This window comes from Nocardia heshunensis, from assembly GCF_054782115.1.
Genome location: NZ_BAAGTC010000008.1, coordinates 319,566 through 335,592 on the forward strand (window position 1 = coordinate 319,566; position 16,027 = coordinate 335,592).

The window sequence follows — 16,027 nt, forward strand, 5'->3', positions numbered from 1 at the left end:
GCTGGTGCGGATCGCGTGAATCTCTCACCGTGCGAACCGCACCAGCCGTACGGCTGCCACCACCGCCCCGTCATTCCGGCGAGCTTTTGGCCGGAATCCACCACCACTGCCGGTCGATTCACGAGTGTGGATCCCGGCCACGGACACGCCGGGATGACGGGGCGCGTCTTTGACGAAGAAGGTGCTCACATGGATGTCCTTGTCGGACAACTCTTTACCGGGCTCAGCCTGGGCTCGATCCTGTTGCTCGCCGCGCTGGGCCTGTCATTGACCTTCGGTCAGATGGGCGTCATCAATATGGCGCACGGTGAATTCATCATGGCCGGGTGCTACACGACTTACGTTGTGGAGCAAACGATCTCGTCGACCGGCGTGGCACTGATCGTGTCGCTGTTCGTCGGCTTCCTGGTCGGCGGTCTGCTGGGCGCCGCCCTGGAAATGGGCCTGATCCGCTGGATGTACGACCGTCCGCTCGACACCCTGCTGGTCACCTTCGGTGTCGGCCTGGTGTTGCAGCAGGCGGTGCGGGACATCTTCGGCGCGCCCGCCAAGAACGTGGTCGCCCCGGACTGGCTGACCGGCGGCCTCACCATCGCTGGCACGGTCGTGCCCAAGACCCGCATCTTCATCATGGTGCTGGCCGTGGTGGCGGTGATCGCGCTGGCCACCGCGCTCAAGACGACCCCGCTGGGCCGCCGCATCCGGGCCGTGGTGCAGAACCGGAGCCTGGCCGAAACCTCCGGTGTCTCTTCGCGTCTCACCGATATCAGCACCTTCTTCATCGGTTCGGGCCTGGCGGCCGTGGCCGGTGTCGCGCTGACCCTGATCGGTTCCACCAGCCCCACCATCGGGCAGTCGTATCTGGTGGACGCCTTCCTGGTGGTCGTCATCGGCGGCCTCGGGCAGATCAAGGGCACCGTCATCGCGGCCTTCGGCATGGGCCTGCTGAATTCCTTCGTCGAATACTCGACCACCGCGACGGTCGCCAAGGTGATCGTCTTCATCGTGGTCGTGATCTTCCTGCAGGTGCGCCCGCAGGGCCTGTTCACCGTCCGCACCAGGAGCCTGGCATGACCACCATCCAGCGGCTGAGCGCCAACTCTTCCCTGAAAGCCCTGGGCGGCTTCGCCATTGCCGCCATCGTCCTGTTCGGGCTCGCGCCCGCCATGCTCTCCGACTTCCGGTTGAGCCTGCTGGCCAAGTTCCTCTGCTTCGCCATCGTCGCCGTCGGCATCGGCCTGGCCTGGGGCCGCGGCGGCATGCTCACCCTCGGACAGGGCGTGTTCTTCGGCATCGGCGCGTACATCATGGCCATGCACCTGCAGATGGCCGACGCCGCCAAGGCACACGAGGACGTGCCGGAGTTCATGACCATCGCGGGCGTGGACAAACTGCCTTCGTACTGGCAGCCTTTCGCGTCCGCGCCGGTGGCGATCCTCGCCATTCTGGTGCTGCCCGCCGCGATGGCCGCGGTCCTGGGTTTCGGAGTGTTCAAGCGCCGGGTCAAGGGCGCGTACTTCGCCATCCTGAGTCAGGCGCTGGCCGCGGCGCTGGCGATCCTGCTCACGGGACAGCAGACCATCGGTGGTTTCACCGGTCTGAGCGACTTCAAGTCGTTCTTCGGTTTCCGCCTGGATGATCCGGTCAACCGGCGCATGCTGTTCTTCATCGCGTCGGCCACCCTGCTGATCGTGGTCGCGGTGGCCCGCCAGCTGATGCGCAGCCGGTACGGCGAACTTCTTGTGGCCGTGCGGGATCAGGAGGAGCGGGTCCGCTTCCTCGGCTACGACCCGGCCAACATCAAGATCGTCGCCTACGTGGTGGCCGCCTTCTTCGCGGGCATCGCGGGCGCGCTGTTCACCCCGATCGTCGGCATCATCTCCCCCGCCGACATCGGCGTGGTGCCGTCCATCGCCTTCCTGATCGGCGTCGCCATCGGCGGCCGCACCACCCTGCTCGGGCCGGTGCTTGGCGCGATCGGCGTGGCCTGGGCGCAGACCACGTTCTCCGAGCACTTCCCGTCGGCGTGGACCTACTTCCAGGGTGCGCTGTTCATCGTGGTGGTCGGTTTCATTCCGGCCGGGCTCGCCGGATTCGGGCCCATGGCACGGCAATTGCTGGAGCGAGTGCGATCCGTGCCACGCGGGACGCTCGCGGTCGCGGAGAAGGTGGAAGCCTGATGGCCGAGTATCTGGAAATCAGCAAGCTGTCGGTGAGTTTCGACGGTTTCAAGGCCGTCTCCGACGTGGATCTCACTGTGCTGCAAGGTGATCTGCGCTTCCTCATCGGGCCCAACGGCGCGGGCAAGACCACCCTGATCGACGCCATCACCGGCCTCACTCCGGCCACCGGTTCGGCCCGCAAGTCCGGCACCGAGCTGATCGGCCGCAAGGTGCATCAGATCGCCCGGCTCGGCGTGGGCCGCACCTTCCAGACTGCGAGCGTGTTCGAACAGCTCACCGTGCTGCAGAATCTCGATATTGCCGCGGGTGCTGGACGTTCCGCGCTCACCCTGCTGCGGCGGCGGCGCTCGGTGCTCCCGGAAATCGAGGAGGCGCTCGAGACGATCGGGCTCACCGACCTGCGCGACAAGCCCGCGGGGGTGCTCGCGCACGGGCAGAAGCAGTGGCTCGAGATCGGCATGCTGCTGGTGCAGCACGCCTCGGTGCTGCTGCTGGACGAGCCGGTGGCGGGCATGAGCGCCGAGGAACGCGAGGAGACCGGAAACCTGTTGCGCCGCATCGGCGACGAGCGGGTGGTCATCGTCGTCGAGCACGACATGGACTTCATGCGGGCCTTCGCCAACTCGGTGACGGTGCTCGCGGGCGGTCGCGTGCTCAGCGAAGGCAGCGTGGAGCAGGTGCAGGCCGACCCGAAGGTGCAGGAGGTCTACCTCGGCACCGCTGCGGCCGGCGAGCTGCCGCCTACGGAAACAGCGCAGCAGGAATCGGACGAGGCGAAGGAGGCCGCGGATGCTGGAACTCGTTGACCTACACACCGGCTACGGCCGCACCGAGGTGATTCACGGTGTGTCCCTGACGGTTCCGGACAATGGCGTGGCCGCCATCATGGGCCACAACGGGGCCGGAAAGACCTCGCTGCTGCGCGCCGCGGTGGGCCTGCTGCCCGCCAAGTCCGGGCGCATCCGCTTCGACGGCGAGGACATCACCAAGATGTCGCCGTCGCGGCGGGTCAAGCGCGGCATCGCCTACGTTCCGCAGGGGCAGCAGAGTTTTCCACAGCTGTCCACAATGGAGAACCTGCAGGTGGTGGCCGATGGCCGCAAACGCGGCAAGGAACTCGTCGACGAATCGCTGACCCTGTTCCCCGCGCTGCGCGAGCTGCTGACCCGCAAGGCCGGGCTGCTCTCCGGCGGCCAGCGCCAACAGCTGGCCATCGCCCGCGCCCTCATCACCGAACCGAAACTGCTGATCCTCGACGAGCCGACCGAGGGCATCCAGCCGTCGGTGGTGGCCGAGATCGAGCGCACCATCATCGAACTCACCGCGCGCGGCGGCCTGAGCGTGCTGCTGGTGGAGCAGCACATCGGATTCGCGTTGCAGGCCGCCCAGCAGTTCTATGTGCTGCGCTCCGGCCGCATCACCTCGTCGGGGGCCGGTGGTGCGGGCGCGGAATCCGCGGTGCGCCTGGCCATGGCGATCTGATCGGACGCACGTGAACGCGCGCAGGGGGCGTATTCCGTTGTCCGAGCGGGTCTACCGATCACTCCAGCGCGATCTCGCGGCCGGGGTGCTGGTGCCGACCGAACGGCTCGGCGAGGAACGCCTCGCCGAGACCTACGGCGTCTCCCGCACCCCCGTCCGCGAGGCACTGGCCCGCCTCTACGCCGACGGCCTGCTGGAACGCCACGCCGACGGCCTCTACCCGTACCGCCCCCGGGTCGACGAACTCGGTGACCTCTACGAACTCCGAATCGTGCTGGAGGCCAGGGGAATCCAGCGCCTGCCCGCGGACGCCGCCCCCGACACCGCGGCCGTGCGCCGCGAGCTCGAGACCTGGCGGCGCATCCGCGAACACCCGCCCGAACCCGGCGCGGCCCTCATCGCGGCCGACGAACAGTTCCACACCACCCTGTTGCAGGCCGCGGGCAATGCCGCACTCGCCGACGCCCTTTCGGCCGTGCATGCCCGGATCCGTCCGATCCGCGCCCTCGACATGCCGACCCCCGGCCGCATCGCCGCCATGGCCGACGACCACATCGTCATCGCCGAACACGTGCTGGCCGGGGATTTCGAGACGGCCCTGCGCACCCTGCTGGCGCACCTCACCAGTTCCCGGGCGCACGTGCTGACCCGGGCCCGCCGCGCCCTGGAACTCACCAAACTCGCCCGGGCGATGCGAGAATGACCCGCCACGCGCGCCACGCCTGGCGGGTGGCCCAGACAGGGTGTTGACTAGAGGGATGGTGTCGATGGAGCCACGCATTGCCCCTGGTCGTCTGCGCGAACTGGGGCCGGTGAACTGGGTTGTCTGGCAGGCGCTTTCCCGCGCCGCAGGGACGGACGATGCCCATCTGTTCAGCACATTGGGCCGGACCGGCGGTCTGTTCCGCGGGTGGCTGCACTTCTCCGGCCGCCTCATGCCCGGCGGGAAACTGCGCCGCTACGAGTCGGAACTGGTGATCCTGCGCGTCGCCCACCTGCGCCAATGTGATTACGAGATGGACCATCACATTCGTTTGGGGCGCCGCGCGGGCGTCACCGCCGAAATCCTGGACCGCCTGCGCGAGGGCCCGGCGGCCGCGGGCTGGACCGACACGGAACGCGCGCTGCTCACGGCGGTGGACCAGCTCGTCACCAGCCGCGACCTCGACGACGCCACCTGGCGGACGCTCGCCGCGCACTACGACGAGCGCCACCTCATCGAAATCGTGCTGCTGACAAACCAGTACGAGGGCCTCGCCAGCACCATCACCGCGCTGCGCATCCAGACCGACCACTGAATTCAGCCCCGCAGGCGGTACACCGGCTGGGTGGCTACCTCCGGGATGGGTTCGGTCGGCTGGATGTGATGGGCCAGCCGGGCATGCAGGTGCATGTCGTGCCACCCATCGGCATGCAGTCCCGCACTGCGGTTGATGCCCTCGAGGATGAAGCCGGATTTGTGGGCCACGCGGCAGGATTGGGCGTTGTGGATGGAATGCCGCAGTTCGAGACGATGGAATCCGGCTACCTCGAAGGACCAGCGGACCAGTGCGTCCACCGCCCGCGGTGCGATGCCGCGCCCGCGCGCGGCGGGCACCACCCAGTACGCCACCTCGGCCTCACCGTGCCACAGCTCCATGTGATGCAGCGAGGCGCGCCCCATCAACCGTCCGCTACGACTGTCCGCCACAGCCCAATTCGCGGCGGTGCCACTGGTCCAGGAGCGCGCCCAGTTGTCCACCCAGTCACCGGCCTCCTCGAGCGTGTCCGCGGTGCGGACATGCCAACGGCGAATGGCCGGGTCCTGGAAGGCGCCGTACACCTCCGGCCCGTCGCGGCGTAGCCACGGCCGCAGCACCAGCCCGTCTCCCACCGGGAGCACCGGCTGCGCTGCCCGCGTGAAGGTTTCGGTGGCGACGATTGCCGGGGCTGCTCGCGGCATAGCTGGAATTCTGCCCGTGATCGACCGATCCGCGCGGCGAAATTGAGACCATCGTCCCGATCGGTCTGTCCCGCGCGAATTGTCCGCGCGGTCAAACAGCGCTCAGTGCCTGCGGTTTTCGATCAGTACGGCCAGTCCGTCCAACACCCGGGCCAGCCCGAACTCGTAGGCATGATCCGCACTGTAGGCGCTGTCATGGGCCTCACCGGCGACCGCGCCGACCCGGGCCGCCAGAGGATAGCGGTCGGTATCGAAGACGTGCGCCAGCAGCGGGGCCGCCCGCTCCCACCAATCCCGATCGGACTGCCCGCTCTCGGCGGCGGCACGGGCGCTGTCGATGGCCAGCTGCGCGGTCGAGGTGACGAAGCCCAGCACATAGGTGAGCGCGGCGTCCATTTCCAGATCATCGAGGCCGAGACCGTCGAAGGCCCGTAGCTCGTGGTCGTATTTCGCGGCGACGCCGGGACCCAGCGGCGGCCGCGTGGTGGGCAGGTACGCCACCCACGGATGTGCCGCCAGCAGTGCGCGATTCTCGGCGGCTATCGCGGAAACCCGGTCGCGCCAGGGCATTTCACTCAGGTCCGGACGCGGCATGCGCTGGTAGACGGTGTCGAGCATGAGATCCAGCAGTTCGGTCTTGCCGGGCACGTAGGTGTAGGTGGCCATGGGCGTGATGCCCAGCTTCGCCGCGACCGACCGCATCGTGAGCCCGGCCAGCCCTTCGGTGTCGGCGATCTCGAGCGCGGCAGCGATGACGGCGTCGAGGGTGGTGCGCTGTTTGGGTCCGCGCGTCGGGCCGCCGGATCCGGGTACGCGCCACAGCAGTTCCAGCGTGCGCACCGGGTCGCCCGCACTGCTGCGTTCCCCGCCTTTTCCGGCCATGTCGCCTCACCTCCGCCGCCGATCGTATCCGCGTGACGGTCGTCACATTGCAGCCCGTCCGGAATGTACGTACAAAGTACAGCGTACTTGGTACAGAGTTAATTCGCACCACCCAGGAGGACCCGTGAACATCACCGCATCCGCGATCTCCCTGAACGTGACCGACCCGGCCGCGTCCGCACAGTTCCTCATCGACCACTTCGGCTTCACCGAGAAGATGTCGGCCGACGGCTTCGTGAACGTGACCCGCGACGACGCCGGATTCGACATCGTCTACCTGCGCACCGGCCTGGGCAGCTTCAAGCCCGAGCGGATCGCGGGCAGCGCGGGCGAGGGCCTGCTGGTCGCCTTCGTCGTCGACGACATCGACGCCGAGTACGAGCGCGTGCGCGGCGAGGGCGTTCGGATCGTGACGCCCATCGAGACCGAGCCGTGGGGTGAGCGCTACTTCCAGGCCCTCGACCCCAACGGCATCGTCATCCAATTGGTCCAGTGGGTCTGACCGAAAACCGCTGACGAAAGTTTTCTGCCAACCGTGTCGATTCCCGTCGACCCCGATCGAGGAGTAGGCAAGGACCAATCCGGTCCCGCACCTCGACGGAAGGATCACCGATGCGCAAGGTAGTGGCTTTCTCGCACATGACCCTCGACGGCTTCGCGGCCGCACACACCGGAATGGGACTGGAATGGACGGGCCACGGCTACAGCCCGGATCTCGCCACCTTCCACGACGAGCGCATCCGCGCCGACGTCGGCACCACCGTGTACGGCCGCAAGACGTTCGAGGGCATGCGCGATCACTGGTCGACGGTCCCGGACAATCCGGAGGCCACGGCACACGATCTCGAGCACGCCGAATGGGTGACCAATATCGACAAGCTGGTCTTCTCGACCACGCTCGAGTCGCCCGGCTGGAACAACACCCGCATTATCAGCAAGAACGCGGCGGCCCGCGTCGCGGAGTTGAAGGCGGAAACCGGTGACGCCCTGGTCATCTACGGCAGCCCGACCCTGGTGCACTGGTTCGCCGCGGCCGGACTCATCGACGAGTACCGCATCGCCATCCACCCGGTGACGATCGGATCCGGCACCCCGCTGTTCCTCGACAAGACCGAACTGACCCTGAACCTGCTGGAGTCGAAAACCTTCGACGCCGGCGCCGTTTACGTCCGCTACGCGGTCGCGTAGAGAGAGGATCGAAACATGCGACACATGGTGCTGATTCGACTGGACCCCAGCCAGGCCCCGGACGGTCCGAGTGAAACGCTGATCGAGGACATGGGCGCCCTCATCGAAGAAATGACCAAGGCGGGCGTACTGCTGGACACCGCGGGCCTCGCCGTCGACGAAACCGTCCGCATCCGCCAGACCGCCAGCGCACAAACCGTCCTCGACGGCCCCTACACCGAGTCCAAGGAGATCATCGGCGGCTACTGCCTGCTGCAGACCCGATCGACCGAAGAAGCAGTCGAATGGGCCAGCCGCTTCCTGCGCGTCCACGGCCCGGAATGGAACATCGAGGTCGAGGTGCGGAAGCTCGAGGGCGGCCAGAACTGAATCCCCCACCCACGGACCACACGCCGGCCGCGCCCGGGGAAGCCCGGGCGCGGCGGGCGGTGGAGGCGGCTTGGCGGATCGAGTGGCCCAAGCTGGTTGCCGGGTTGACCAGGCTGGTCGGGGATATTGCGACGGCTGAGGAGTTGGCGCAGGACGCGCTTGTTGCGGCGTTGGAGCAGTGGCCGGGGGCGGGGGTTCCGCCCAATCCCGGCGGCTGGCTCATGCTGACCGCGAAACACCGTGCGGTGGACCGGATTCGGCGGGATGCGAACTTCGCGCGGAAGCTGGAATTGCTCGGGCGGCAGGCGATCCTGGAGGCGGAGGAGCCGAGTGCGCCGGAGCCAGGGATCGCCGACGATCTGTTGCGGATGATCTTCACGGCCTGCCATCCCGTGCTGACGCCGCCCGCGCGGGCCGCGCTCACCCTGCGCATGGTCGGCGGCCTGACCACCACCGAGATCGCCCGCGCCTACCTGGTCCCGGAATCGACCGTGGCGCAACGCATTGTGCGCGCCAAACGCACCATCGCGGCCAAAAAGGTCCCCTACGAGGTGCCCGAGGGCGCGGAGTTGACCGCGCGCCTGGACTCGGTGCTGGAGGTCATCTATCTGATCTTCAACGAGGGCTACACCGCCACCTCTGGTGAGCGCTGGCTGCGCGCCGAATTGTGCGAGGACGCCCTGCGATTGGCGCGCATCCTGGCGGGTCTGCTCCCCGAGGAGCCGGAGGTACACGCACTCGCGGCCCTGATCGAACTCCAGGCGTCACGCACCTCCGCCCGCAGCGAGTCCGGTACCGGTCTGGTGCTGCTGCCCGATCAGGATCGCTCCCGCTGGAATCGGCTCTACATTCGGCGTGGTTTCGCGGCCCTCGCCCGTGCGCACACGCTCAATCGAATCCGCACTCTCGAGCCCGGTCGCTATGCCCTGCAGGCCGCCATTGCGGCGGTGCACGCCATGGCCCCCACCGCCGAGGACACCGATTGGCGACGCATTGCCGGGCTGTACGCGATTCTGGCGCAGCGTTTTCCGTCGCCGATCGTGGAATTGAATCGCGCGGTCGCGGTGGCCATGCTGCACGGGCCCGCCGCCGGATTGGAATTGGTGGATGCGGTGGCCGCTCCACTCGACGACTATCACCTGCTGCACGCGGTGCGCGGGGATCTGTTGCTGCGCTTGGGCCGGGACTCCGAGGCGCGAGCGGCTTTTCACCGGGCGGCCGCGTTGACCGCCAATACCACCGAGCGCGAATTGTTGCTGGCCCGCGCCCGTTGAACCTGTGAATCCGCTCTGATCAGGCATTTCGGCGTGTCGCTCACCCCTTCCACGAATTGCCAGGGCGTACCGTCGATTTCGTTCGAAGACAGATAGGTCTGTTTTTTCGTGGCTTTTTGTGACCACTTGGCGTTGCGGAGAACAACACGGAAGGACCAGGCGTTGCGAGTTTTCGAGGACACCGAGAGAAGGCCGTTCCGAGCCGCCCTGCTCGGATTATTGCTGGCCGCACTCACACCGTTGACCGTCGCCATCGGCAGCGCCGACGCGCGCACCGATATCGCGAGCCCGATCGCGCAATCCGCCGAAATCCCGGCCGCCCTGCCGGTGGATCCGGCGAGCCTGCTGCAATTGATGGGCACTGCCCAGCGCTATACCAAGCCGACGCTGCAAACCGTCGCCCGATTCATCGTTCCGGACGAACAATTCGCGGCTTTCAACGAGATCATCACGCACGAGAGCAACTGGCAGGTCTTCGCCATCAACCCGACGTCGGGCGCCTACGGCCTCGCCCAGGCCCTGCCCGCGCACAAGATGTTCAGCGAGGGCCCGGACTGGATGTTCAACCCGCTCACCCAACTTCGCTGGGCCTACCGCTACATGGTCTCGCGCTACGGCAGCCCCAACGCCGCCTGGGACTTCTGGCAGGCCCACAACTGGTACTAGAGGGCCTGCCCGTCCTCGAAGCTCAGCTCAGGGCGGCGCGGAAGACCTCGGCGACCGGGGTCGACGGGCGGCCCAGCAGCTGCTGCAGGTGACCGGAGTCGACGGTCAGGATGCCGTCGGCGATGCCGGCGTCGGCGTCGGCCAGGACTGCGGCGTAGCCGGCGTCCAGACCCGCGCCCTGCAGGGCGGTGGCGTAGTCGGCCTGCGGCAGGTCCTGGTAGCTGACCGGCTTGCCGGAGACCTCGGAAATCACCTGCGCCAGTTCGGCGTACGTGAGGGTCTCGTCGCCACCCAGCTCGTAGACCTTGCCTTCGTGGCCGTCGGTGGTGAGCACGCGGGCGGCGGCCTCCGCGTAGTCGACGCGGGACGCGCCGGATACCTTGCCCTCGCGAGCCGCACCGTAGAGCGTGCCGGTCTCGACGGCGTGGGCCAGGCCGCCGGTGTAGTTCTCCCAGTACCAGCTGTTGCGCAGCACGGTGGTCGGGATGGTGGCCTCGGCCAGCACGGCCTCGGTGCCGATGTGCTCCTGGGCGAGGATCAGCGGGTTGACCTCGGCCTTCGGAATGCTGGTGTAGGCCAGCAGCTTCACACCGGCCGCCTCGGCGGCCCGCAGCACATTGGTGTGCTGTTCGACGCGCTTGCCGAACTCGTTGCCGGAGACCAGCAGCACCCGGTCGACACCCTGGAACGCCTGCTCCAGCGCGGCCTGGTCGTCGAAGCTGGCGACCCGAATCTCGGCGCCGCGCTCGGCCAGGTCGGCGACCTTGGCGGGATCGCGGACCACGGCCACCACCGGCTGCGACCCGTCCTTCAACAGCGCCTCGACGACGAGACGGCCCAGCTGACCACTTGCTCCGGTGACTGCGACGGTCATGACTTCCTCCACGGTTTCAGGGAATGAACTGCACTCTCGGACTGTACTAACTAATAGTAAGCACATCCCATTCCCAAACCGCTACCCGAATGACAGGTAATCTGAAACTCATGACCGAGCGGCCCCCCGAGCAGGCGTTCGCGGTCGACCCCACGCTCGAGGCCGACGTCTTCGCTCGCAACTGTCAGTCCCGTCCCGTCCTGCAGGACGTCGCGAGTCGTTGGGGCGTGCTCGCCCTGGCCGCCCTCCGCGAGGGACCGTACCGCTTCTCGGCGCTGCGCCGCCGGGTCGACGGCATCTCCGAGCGCATGCTCTCGCAAACCCTGCAGACCCTGGAACGCGACGGCATGGTCAATCGCGAAGTCCAGCAATCCATCCCCCCGGTCGTCGAATACACGCTCACCGATCTAGGCGCCAAGGTAGCCGACCAACTGGTCGCCCTCATCGAGGTCCTCGAATCCAACATCGACGCCATCACGGCCGCCCAAACCGCCTATCACCGCCAATAGGGAGCCACATGTCCGCCGACGATGATCTGCACTACCTCGAACGCTGCGTGGAACTGGCCGAAGAGGCCCTGAACGCGGGCGACGAGCCCTTCGGGTCACTGCTGGTCGACGCGGACGGAAAAGTACTGGCCGAGGACCGAAATCGGGTCTCGGGCGGAGACCAGACCCGCCACCCCGAATTCGACCTGGCCCGATGGGCTGGCGAAAACCTCACGCCCGAACAGCGCGCGACAGCGACCGTCTACACCTCCGGCGAACACTGCCCCATGTGTTCCGCCGCCCACGCCTGGGTCGGCCTCGGCCGCATCGTCTACGCCGCCTCCACCGAGCAACTCCTGGCCTGGCTCAATGAGTTCGGCGTTCCGGCAGGCCCGGTCCGCCCCCTGTCGATCCAGGAAGTTGCGCCGAGCATCCCGGTCTCCGGCCCCTTCCCGGAACTCACCGATCGCGTTTACGCCCTGCATCGCCGCCTGCACCTGGCGGACTGACCGTCAGTATCGACGAAAGCGGCCCGGTGCCAGCGAATTTCGCTGGCACCGGGCCGCTTTCGGGGGTTCGGGGGCGAAGCCCCTGAGAGCTCTGCGAGTTAGAAGTTGATCATGTGGCCGGCGAGGCCGTGGATCGCTTCCTGGAGAGCTTCCGACAACGTCGGGTGGGTGTGGACGTTGCGGGCCAGCTCGTTGACCGTGAGGTCCCACTTCTGGGCCAGGGTCAGCTCGGGGAGGAGCTCCGAGACATCCGGGCCGATGAGGTGGCCGCCGATGAGTTCGCCGTACTTGGCGTCGGAGATCAGCTTCACGAAGCCGTTCGGGTCGCCGAGGCCGTGGGCCTTGCCGTTGGCGGTGAACGGGAAGGTGGCGACCTTCACGTCGTAGCCTTCGGCGCGGGCCTGCTCCTCGGTGAGACCGAAGGAGGCGACCTGCGGCTGGCAGAAGGTGGCGCGCGGCATCATCCGGTAGTCGCCCAGGGACTGGGTCTCGGCCCCGGCGATGGTCTCGGCGGCCACCACGCCCTGCGCCTCGGCGACGTGCGCGAGCTGCAGCTTGGCGGTGACGTCACCGATGGCGTAGATGCCGGGGACGTTGGTGCGCATGTACTCGTCGATGGCGATGGCGCCGCGGTCGGTGAGCGCGACACCGGTGGCCTCAAGGCCGTAGCCCTGCACGCGCGGCGCGAAGCCGACGGCCTGCAGCACCTTGTCCACGGTGACGGTCTCGATCGCGCCGGACTTGTTGTCCTTGATCGCGACGGTGACCTTGGACCCGTCGTCGTCGATGGACTGCACGGCCGCACCGGTGGTGATGGTGATGCCGAGCTTCTTGTACGCCTTGGTGATCTCCTTGGAGACGTCGACGTCCTCGTTCGGCAGTGCGCGGTCGAGGAATTCGACGATGCGGACATCCACGCCGTAGTTCTTGAGGACGTAGGCGAACTCCATGCCGATGGCGCCCGCACCCACGATGAGGATGGAGCCCGGCAGGTCGCGGGTGAGGATCTGCTCCTCGTAGGTGACCACGTTGGCGGACAGCGAGGTGCCCGGCAGCAGCTTGGTCTCGGTGCCGGCGGCGATGATCACGTTGTCGTACGTGATCTCCTCGGTGCTGCCGTTGGTCAGGGCGACCGACAGCGACTTGGGACCCGTGAAGGTTCCCTTCCCGTCGAACTCGTCGATCTTGTTCTTCTTCATCAGGAAGTGAACGCCCTTGACCCGGCCGTCCGCGACCTTGCGGCTGCGATCGAACGCCGCGCCGAAGTCGAAGGTCGCGTTACCCGAGATACCGAAGGTCTTCGCTTCCTTGGTGAAGATATGGGCCAGTTCCGCGTTGCGCAGCAGTGCCTTGGACGGAATGCAGCCCACGTTCAGGCACACGCCACCCCAGTATTGCTTCTCGACAATCGCTGTTCGCAGGCCGAGTTGAGCGGCACGAATCGCGGCGACGTAACCGCCGGGACCAGCGCCGAGAACGACGACATCGTAGTGGGAAGTCACGGCTTCGAGACTAGACCTGTTGTCCGATGCTCACTTCGGCATCCCCCGCCCACGTGAGAGGTGGAACACGTGAGAGCGGTCACGATTGCCCGGATTCCGCTCAGGCCTGCCCGGTCTCGAAGCGACTGACCAGTCCATCTCGCACGGTGAACCGCCACGCCGTGCGCATGGCACCCCAGCGATCATTCGAATAGTCCGCCACGAATTCGGTCGGCCCACCGATCGATTCGACCTTCATCCGACCGTTGGTCGCGAAGATCTCCGATTCGGTCCACTGCGCGAGATTCCGTTCCTGACCGTCGTCGCTCATGCTGGCGTCGGCGGTCAGGGTTTTGAAGAAGGCTCCGGAGTCGCCCGCGTTGACCGCGTCGACGAACTTCTGGACGGCCGGGTCGAGCTCTGTCATCACTGCATCCCTCTCGATCGGCGAGCCGGATAAGGACATTCGAGCAACCTGCGGGCGAGTCTAATCCCGCCACACCTGCCGGGCCACGCGCGCGAAGTTGCCGCCGAAGACCGCGGCCCGGTCGGCTTCGGAGAAGCCGCGCGCGGCCAACTCCGCGTCCAGTCCCGGCACTTCCGACTCGCCCAGCAGGTCCTCCGGCGGCACCCACGTCAGCGGACCGTACTTGGTGAACTCCTCCGAGAAAATTTCCGGCATCGACCCGATGACCGAGTTGAACTCGTCGCCGTCGAAGGAGAAGTCGGAGGCGACACCGATGTGTTCGATACCGAGCAATTCCGCACCGTAGGCGACGTGATCGGCCATGGCCGCGACCCGCTCGGCACGGGCGTGAGCCTCGTTGCGCCCCAGGAAGATTCCGACGCCGTTGATCCCGACCACCCCGCCGGTGGCCGCGCACGCCTTGGCCTGATCGTCGGTGATATTGCGCGGATGTGCCCACAGCGCCGCGAAATTCGAGTGGCTGTAGATCATCGGCACGGTCGTGGTCTCGGAGATGTCGAGTCCGGTGCGCCGCGAGCAGTGCGACCCGTCGGCGAACACCCCGACCTCGTTGAGCTTGCGGATCAGCTCGCGCCCGTACCCGGTGAGTCCGGTGTCCTCGGTGTCGAGGCAGCCGCAGCCCGCCGCATTGGCGTAGTTGTAGCTGGGCAGCAGCGACCGCAGCCCCAATTCGTAGAACAGTTCGACATTGTCGAGATCCCCCTCGAGCGGCCCCGAGTCCTCGAGGTCGAAGGCCAGCGCCACCGTGGATTCGGTCTCCGCCGTGGGCACCTCGGGCCAGGCGTCCTCGATGCTGTGCACGAGCCGGAACCGCTCGTCGGTCAAGGCATCTCGCCGAAACTGCGTGACCAGCTCCAGCGACTCGCGCGTCGTTTGCGGCGAATACCCGATATTCACCGACAAATACGAACCGGTCGGATACCGAAGCAGCTCGGTCACATCCGCGGTCGGCAGCAGCGGCAGGCAGCAATGCTGCTCCCACAGCCGGGGCCGGCCGGCCCCCGAACTTTGTTGCGGTGACACCGAACCTCCTCGCGGACGGGCTTCGAAGCCGCAATCCTACCGATCGGTGTGAGAAGCACCATCACTACTGTGGGACCGGTGGATCCGCTCGACCGCACGGTCTCGACCCAGCTGATCCGGCTGGTCCGCGACGCCGCACTGCAAGCCGGTGCCGGGGCACACCAACTGGCGGGCATTCCCGGCATCGACGAGCAGACCCTCGCGGGCGAACTGAACCGGATTCCCCTGGATTCGCTGATTCGCCTGTGGGAGTTGATCGCCCACCTCCGCCCGGGCCCCGGCGCGGGTGTCGCCGTGGCCGCCGCCGCGCCCCTGGGCACGCTCACCACCTGGGATTATCTGGTCACCACCGGATCCACCCTGGCCGATTCGCTGACCGCCGCCCAGCCCTACCACCGGGTCGTCACCGCCGCGGGTGAGAGCTTCGAACTCGCGGGCACCGACCGTGACCAGGCGGTCCCCGACCGAGCTTCGGCAGGCACCGGCGCACTCACCGTCGGCTACCGGACCACCGCGGGCGACCCTGCGGTCTCCGCGGTGGTCAACGAATACGTGCTCGCCTACTACCTGCGCCGTGCCCGCGAGGCCACCGGACGGCCGGTACGGGCCGCCCGCGTCACCTTCGGACATCCTGCGCCGCAACGAACTTCGAGCCTGATCGAGGCCTTCGGCACCGACCGCATCGAATTCGACGCACCCGCCGACAGCATCACCTTCCACGCCGCCGACGCCACCGCGCCCTTGCTACGCGCCGATCCGATGCTCGGCGACCTGCTGCGCACTCATGCGGACCTGGTGCTGGCGAGCTCGCGCGCCATTCCCGGTCCATTGGAAGCCTTCCGGGCCGCACTCGCCGACGCACTGACCGACGGTGACCTCACCCTGGACACCGTGGCCCGGCGCCTGCTGGTGAGCCGCCGCTCGCTGCAACGGCAACTCACCGACCACGGCACCACCTGGCGGCACGAGGTCGATCTGCTGCGCTACGAGCGCGCCGAAACCCTACTCGCACAGGGCCGTTCGACGGCGTCGGTGGCCGCCGAACTCGGCTTCACCGACGATCGCGCCCTGCGCAAGGCGTTCCAGCGCTGGCGCGGCACCTCGCCGACCGGGCTGGCGCACGCGGACCGGTCGGTGGCATCGCAGGACCTGGGAGCCGGCGTACAGCGGCCATAACGT

At 67.3% G+C, this 16,027-nt stretch carries 20 protein-coding genes; 14 read left to right on the top strand and 6 right to left on the bottom strand.

All coding sequences use genetic code 11. The features are described 5' to 3' along the window. Positions 1–189 precede the first annotated feature (189 nt). From urtB to ACYVN4_RS27725, 6 genes are all read left to right on the top strand, one after another. Entirely contained in the window at positions 190–1,074 is an 885-nt protein-coding gene (urtB, locus tag ACYVN4_RS27700; protein WP_460724931.1) for an urea ABC transporter permease subunit UrtB, read from the top strand. Then, positions 1,071–2,180, top strand: a complete 1,110-nt coding sequence (gene urtC, locus ACYVN4_RS27705) for an urea ABC transporter permease subunit UrtC (protein ID WP_460724932.1) — start codon at positions 1,071–1,073, stop codon at positions 2,178–2,180. Before urtB ends, urtC begins: the two co-directional genes overlap by 4 nt. Then, on the top strand, positions 2,180–2,989 hold the full coding sequence (urtD, locus tag ACYVN4_RS27710; RefSeq protein ID WP_460724933.1) for an urea ABC transporter ATP-binding protein UrtD: 810 nt from the start codon (positions 2,180–2,182) through the stop codon (positions 2,987–2,989). Before urtC ends, urtD begins: the two co-directional genes overlap by 1 nt. Beyond that, positions 2,973–3,665 (top strand): urea ABC transporter ATP-binding subunit UrtE, encoded by a 693-nt coding sequence (gene urtE / locus ACYVN4_RS27715; RefSeq protein WP_460724934.1) that lies wholly within the window; start codon positions 2,973–2,975, stop codon positions 3,663–3,665. The genes urtD and urtE overlap by 17 nt, the downstream gene beginning before the upstream one ends. A 10-nt stretch (positions 3,666–3,675) precedes the next feature. Beyond that, on the top strand, positions 3,676–4,368 hold the full coding sequence (locus tag ACYVN4_RS27720) for a GntR family transcriptional regulator (protein ID WP_460724935.1): 693 nt from the start codon (positions 3,676–3,678) through the stop codon (positions 4,366–4,368). 64 nt (positions 4,369–4,432) lie between these two features. Next, the gene (locus ACYVN4_RS27725) at positions 4,433–4,963 is read left to right on the top strand and encodes a carboxymuconolactone decarboxylase family protein (protein WP_460724936.1); all 531 of its coding nucleotides are present in this window, start codon (positions 4,433–4,435) and stop codon (positions 4,961–4,963) included. Positions 4,964–4,965: 2 nt separating this feature from the next. Here ACYVN4_RS27725 and ACYVN4_RS27730 read toward each other — a convergent pair whose 3' ends face one another. Both ACYVN4_RS27730 and ACYVN4_RS27735 read right to left on the bottom strand, forming a co-directional pair. Beyond that, entirely contained in the window at positions 4,966–5,607 is a 642-nt protein-coding gene (locus ACYVN4_RS27730; protein ID WP_460724937.1) for a GNAT family N-acetyltransferase, read from the bottom strand. Between the two features lie 102 nt (positions 5,608–5,709). Next, entirely contained in the window at positions 5,710–6,489 is a 780-nt protein-coding gene (locus tag ACYVN4_RS27735; RefSeq protein ID WP_460724938.1) for a TetR/AcrR family transcriptional regulator, read from the bottom strand. Positions 6,490–6,613: 124 nt separating this feature from the next. Here ACYVN4_RS27735 and ACYVN4_RS27740 point away from each other — a divergent pair, with 124 nt between their 5' ends. The 5 genes from ACYVN4_RS27740 to ACYVN4_RS27760 all read left to right on the top strand — a co-directional run bounded on the left by ACYVN4_RS27740 (position 6,614) and on the right by ACYVN4_RS27760 (position 9,986). Then, positions 6,614–6,991: a VOC family protein gene (locus ACYVN4_RS27740; RefSeq protein WP_460724939.1), complete on the top strand. Its 378-nt coding sequence runs from the start codon at positions 6,614–6,616 to the stop codon at positions 6,989–6,991. A gap of 110 nt (positions 6,992–7,101) precedes the next feature. Next, positions 7,102–7,677, top strand: coding sequence for a dihydrofolate reductase family protein (locus tag ACYVN4_RS27745; protein WP_460724940.1), 576 nt, complete (start codon positions 7,102–7,104; stop codon positions 7,675–7,677). 15 nt (positions 7,678–7,692) lie between these two features. Then, positions 7,693–8,046, top strand: a complete 354-nt coding sequence (locus ACYVN4_RS27750) for a YciI family protein (RefSeq protein ID WP_460724941.1) — start codon at positions 7,693–7,695, stop codon at positions 8,044–8,046. Continuing rightward, on the top strand, positions 8,043–9,320 hold the full coding sequence (locus ACYVN4_RS27755) for an RNA polymerase sigma factor (protein WP_460724982.1): 1,278 nt from the start codon (positions 8,043–8,045) through the stop codon (positions 9,318–9,320). Before ACYVN4_RS27750 ends, ACYVN4_RS27755 begins: the two co-directional genes overlap by 4 nt. A 162-nt stretch (positions 9,321–9,482) precedes the next feature. Continuing rightward, entirely contained in the window at positions 9,483–9,986 is a 504-nt protein-coding gene (locus tag ACYVN4_RS27760; RefSeq protein WP_460724942.1) for an aggregation-promoting factor C-terminal-like domain-containing protein, read from the top strand. A gap of 22 nt (positions 9,987–10,008) precedes the next feature. Here ACYVN4_RS27760 and ACYVN4_RS27765 read toward each other — a convergent pair whose 3' ends face one another. After that, positions 10,009–10,860, bottom strand: a complete 852-nt coding sequence (locus ACYVN4_RS27765) for an SDR family oxidoreductase (protein ID WP_460724943.1) — start codon at positions 10,858–10,860, stop codon at positions 10,009–10,011. A 110-nt stretch (positions 10,861–10,970) separates the two neighbouring features. On the opposite strand from ACYVN4_RS27765, the gene ACYVN4_RS27770 reads away from it, so the two are divergent. Next, complete coding sequence (locus ACYVN4_RS27770) at positions 10,971–11,369, top strand: winged helix-turn-helix transcriptional regulator (RefSeq protein WP_460724944.1); 399 nt, start codon at positions 10,971–10,973, stop codon at positions 11,367–11,369. Positions 11,370–11,377: 8 nt separating this feature from the next. Then, on the top strand, positions 11,378–11,857 hold the full coding sequence (locus tag ACYVN4_RS27775; RefSeq protein ID WP_460724945.1) for a nucleoside deaminase: 480 nt from the start codon (positions 11,378–11,380) through the stop codon (positions 11,855–11,857). Between the two features lie 98 nt (positions 11,858–11,955). On the opposite strand, the gene lpdA is transcribed toward ACYVN4_RS27775, so the two are convergent. The 3 genes from lpdA to ACYVN4_RS27790 all read right to left on the bottom strand — a co-directional run bounded on the left by lpdA (position 11,956) and on the right by ACYVN4_RS27790 (position 14,848). After that, complete coding sequence (gene lpdA / locus ACYVN4_RS27780; protein ID WP_460724946.1) at positions 11,956–13,359, bottom strand: dihydrolipoyl dehydrogenase; 1,404 nt, start codon at positions 13,357–13,359, stop codon at positions 11,956–11,958. Between the two features lie 100 nt (positions 13,360–13,459). Next, complete coding sequence (locus ACYVN4_RS27785; protein WP_460724947.1) at positions 13,460–13,765, bottom strand: nuclear transport factor 2 family protein; 306 nt, start codon at positions 13,763–13,765, stop codon at positions 13,460–13,462. 60 nt (positions 13,766–13,825) lie between these two features. Then, positions 13,826–14,848, bottom strand: coding sequence for a dipeptidase (locus ACYVN4_RS27790; RefSeq protein WP_460724948.1), 1,023 nt, complete (start codon positions 14,846–14,848; stop codon positions 13,826–13,828). 78 nt (positions 14,849–14,926) lie between these two features. On the opposite strand from ACYVN4_RS27790, the gene ACYVN4_RS27795 reads away from it, so the two are divergent. Further along, a complete protein-coding gene (locus tag ACYVN4_RS27795; protein ID WP_460724949.1) occupies positions 14,927–16,024 on the top strand; it encodes an AraC family transcriptional regulator in 1,098 nt (365 codons plus the stop codon). The last annotated feature ends 3 nt before the right edge of the window (positions 16,025–16,027 follow it).

Bases quoted from the DNA above. Each gene is read 5' to 3' on its own strand.
- urtD (WP_460724933.1), top strand. From the start codon at position 2,180: ATGGCCGAGTATCTGGAAATCAGCAAGCTGTCGGTGAGTTTCGACGGT.
- ACYVN4_RS27750 (WP_460724941.1), top strand. From the start codon at position 7,693: ATGCGACACATGGTGCTGATTCGACTGGACCCCAGCCAGGCCCCGGAC.
- ACYVN4_RS27765 (WP_460724943.1), bottom strand. From the start codon at position 10,860: ATGACCGTCGCAGTCACCGGAGCAAGTGGTCAGCTGGGCCGTCTCGTC.
- ACYVN4_RS27775 (WP_460724945.1), top strand. From the start codon at position 11,378: ATGTCCGCCGACGATGATCTGCACTACCTCGAACGCTGCGTGGAACTG.
- ACYVN4_RS27770 (WP_460724944.1), top strand. From the start codon at position 10,971: ATGACCGAGCGGCCCCCCGAGCAGGCGTTCGCGGTCGACCCCACGCTC.
- ACYVN4_RS27725 (WP_460724936.1), top strand. From the start codon at position 4,433: ATGGAGCCACGCATTGCCCCTGGTCGTCTGCGCGAACTGGGGCCGGTG.
- urtE (WP_460724934.1), top strand. From the start codon at position 2,973: ATGCTGGAACTCGTTGACCTACACACCGGCTACGGCCGCACCGAGGTG.
- urtC (WP_460724932.1), top strand. From the start codon at position 1,071: ATGACCACCATCCAGCGGCTGAGCGCCAACTCTTCCCTGAAAGCCCTG.
- urtB (WP_460724931.1), top strand. From the start codon at position 190: ATGGATGTCCTTGTCGGACAACTCTTTACCGGGCTCAGCCTGGGCTCG.
- ACYVN4_RS27730 (WP_460724937.1), bottom strand. From the start codon at position 5,607: ATGCCGCGAGCAGCCCCGGCAATCGTCGCCACCGAAACCTTCACGCGG.
- ACYVN4_RS27745 (WP_460724940.1), top strand. From the start codon at position 7,102: ATGCGCAAGGTAGTGGCTTTCTCGCACATGACCCTCGACGGCTTCGCG.
- ACYVN4_RS27785 (WP_460724947.1), bottom strand. From the start codon at position 13,765: ATGACAGAGCTCGACCCGGCCGTCCAGAAGTTCGTCGACGCGGTCAAC.
- ACYVN4_RS27735 (WP_460724938.1), bottom strand. From the start codon at position 6,489: ATGGCCGGAAAAGGCGGGGAACGCAGCAGTGCGGGCGACCCGGTGCGC.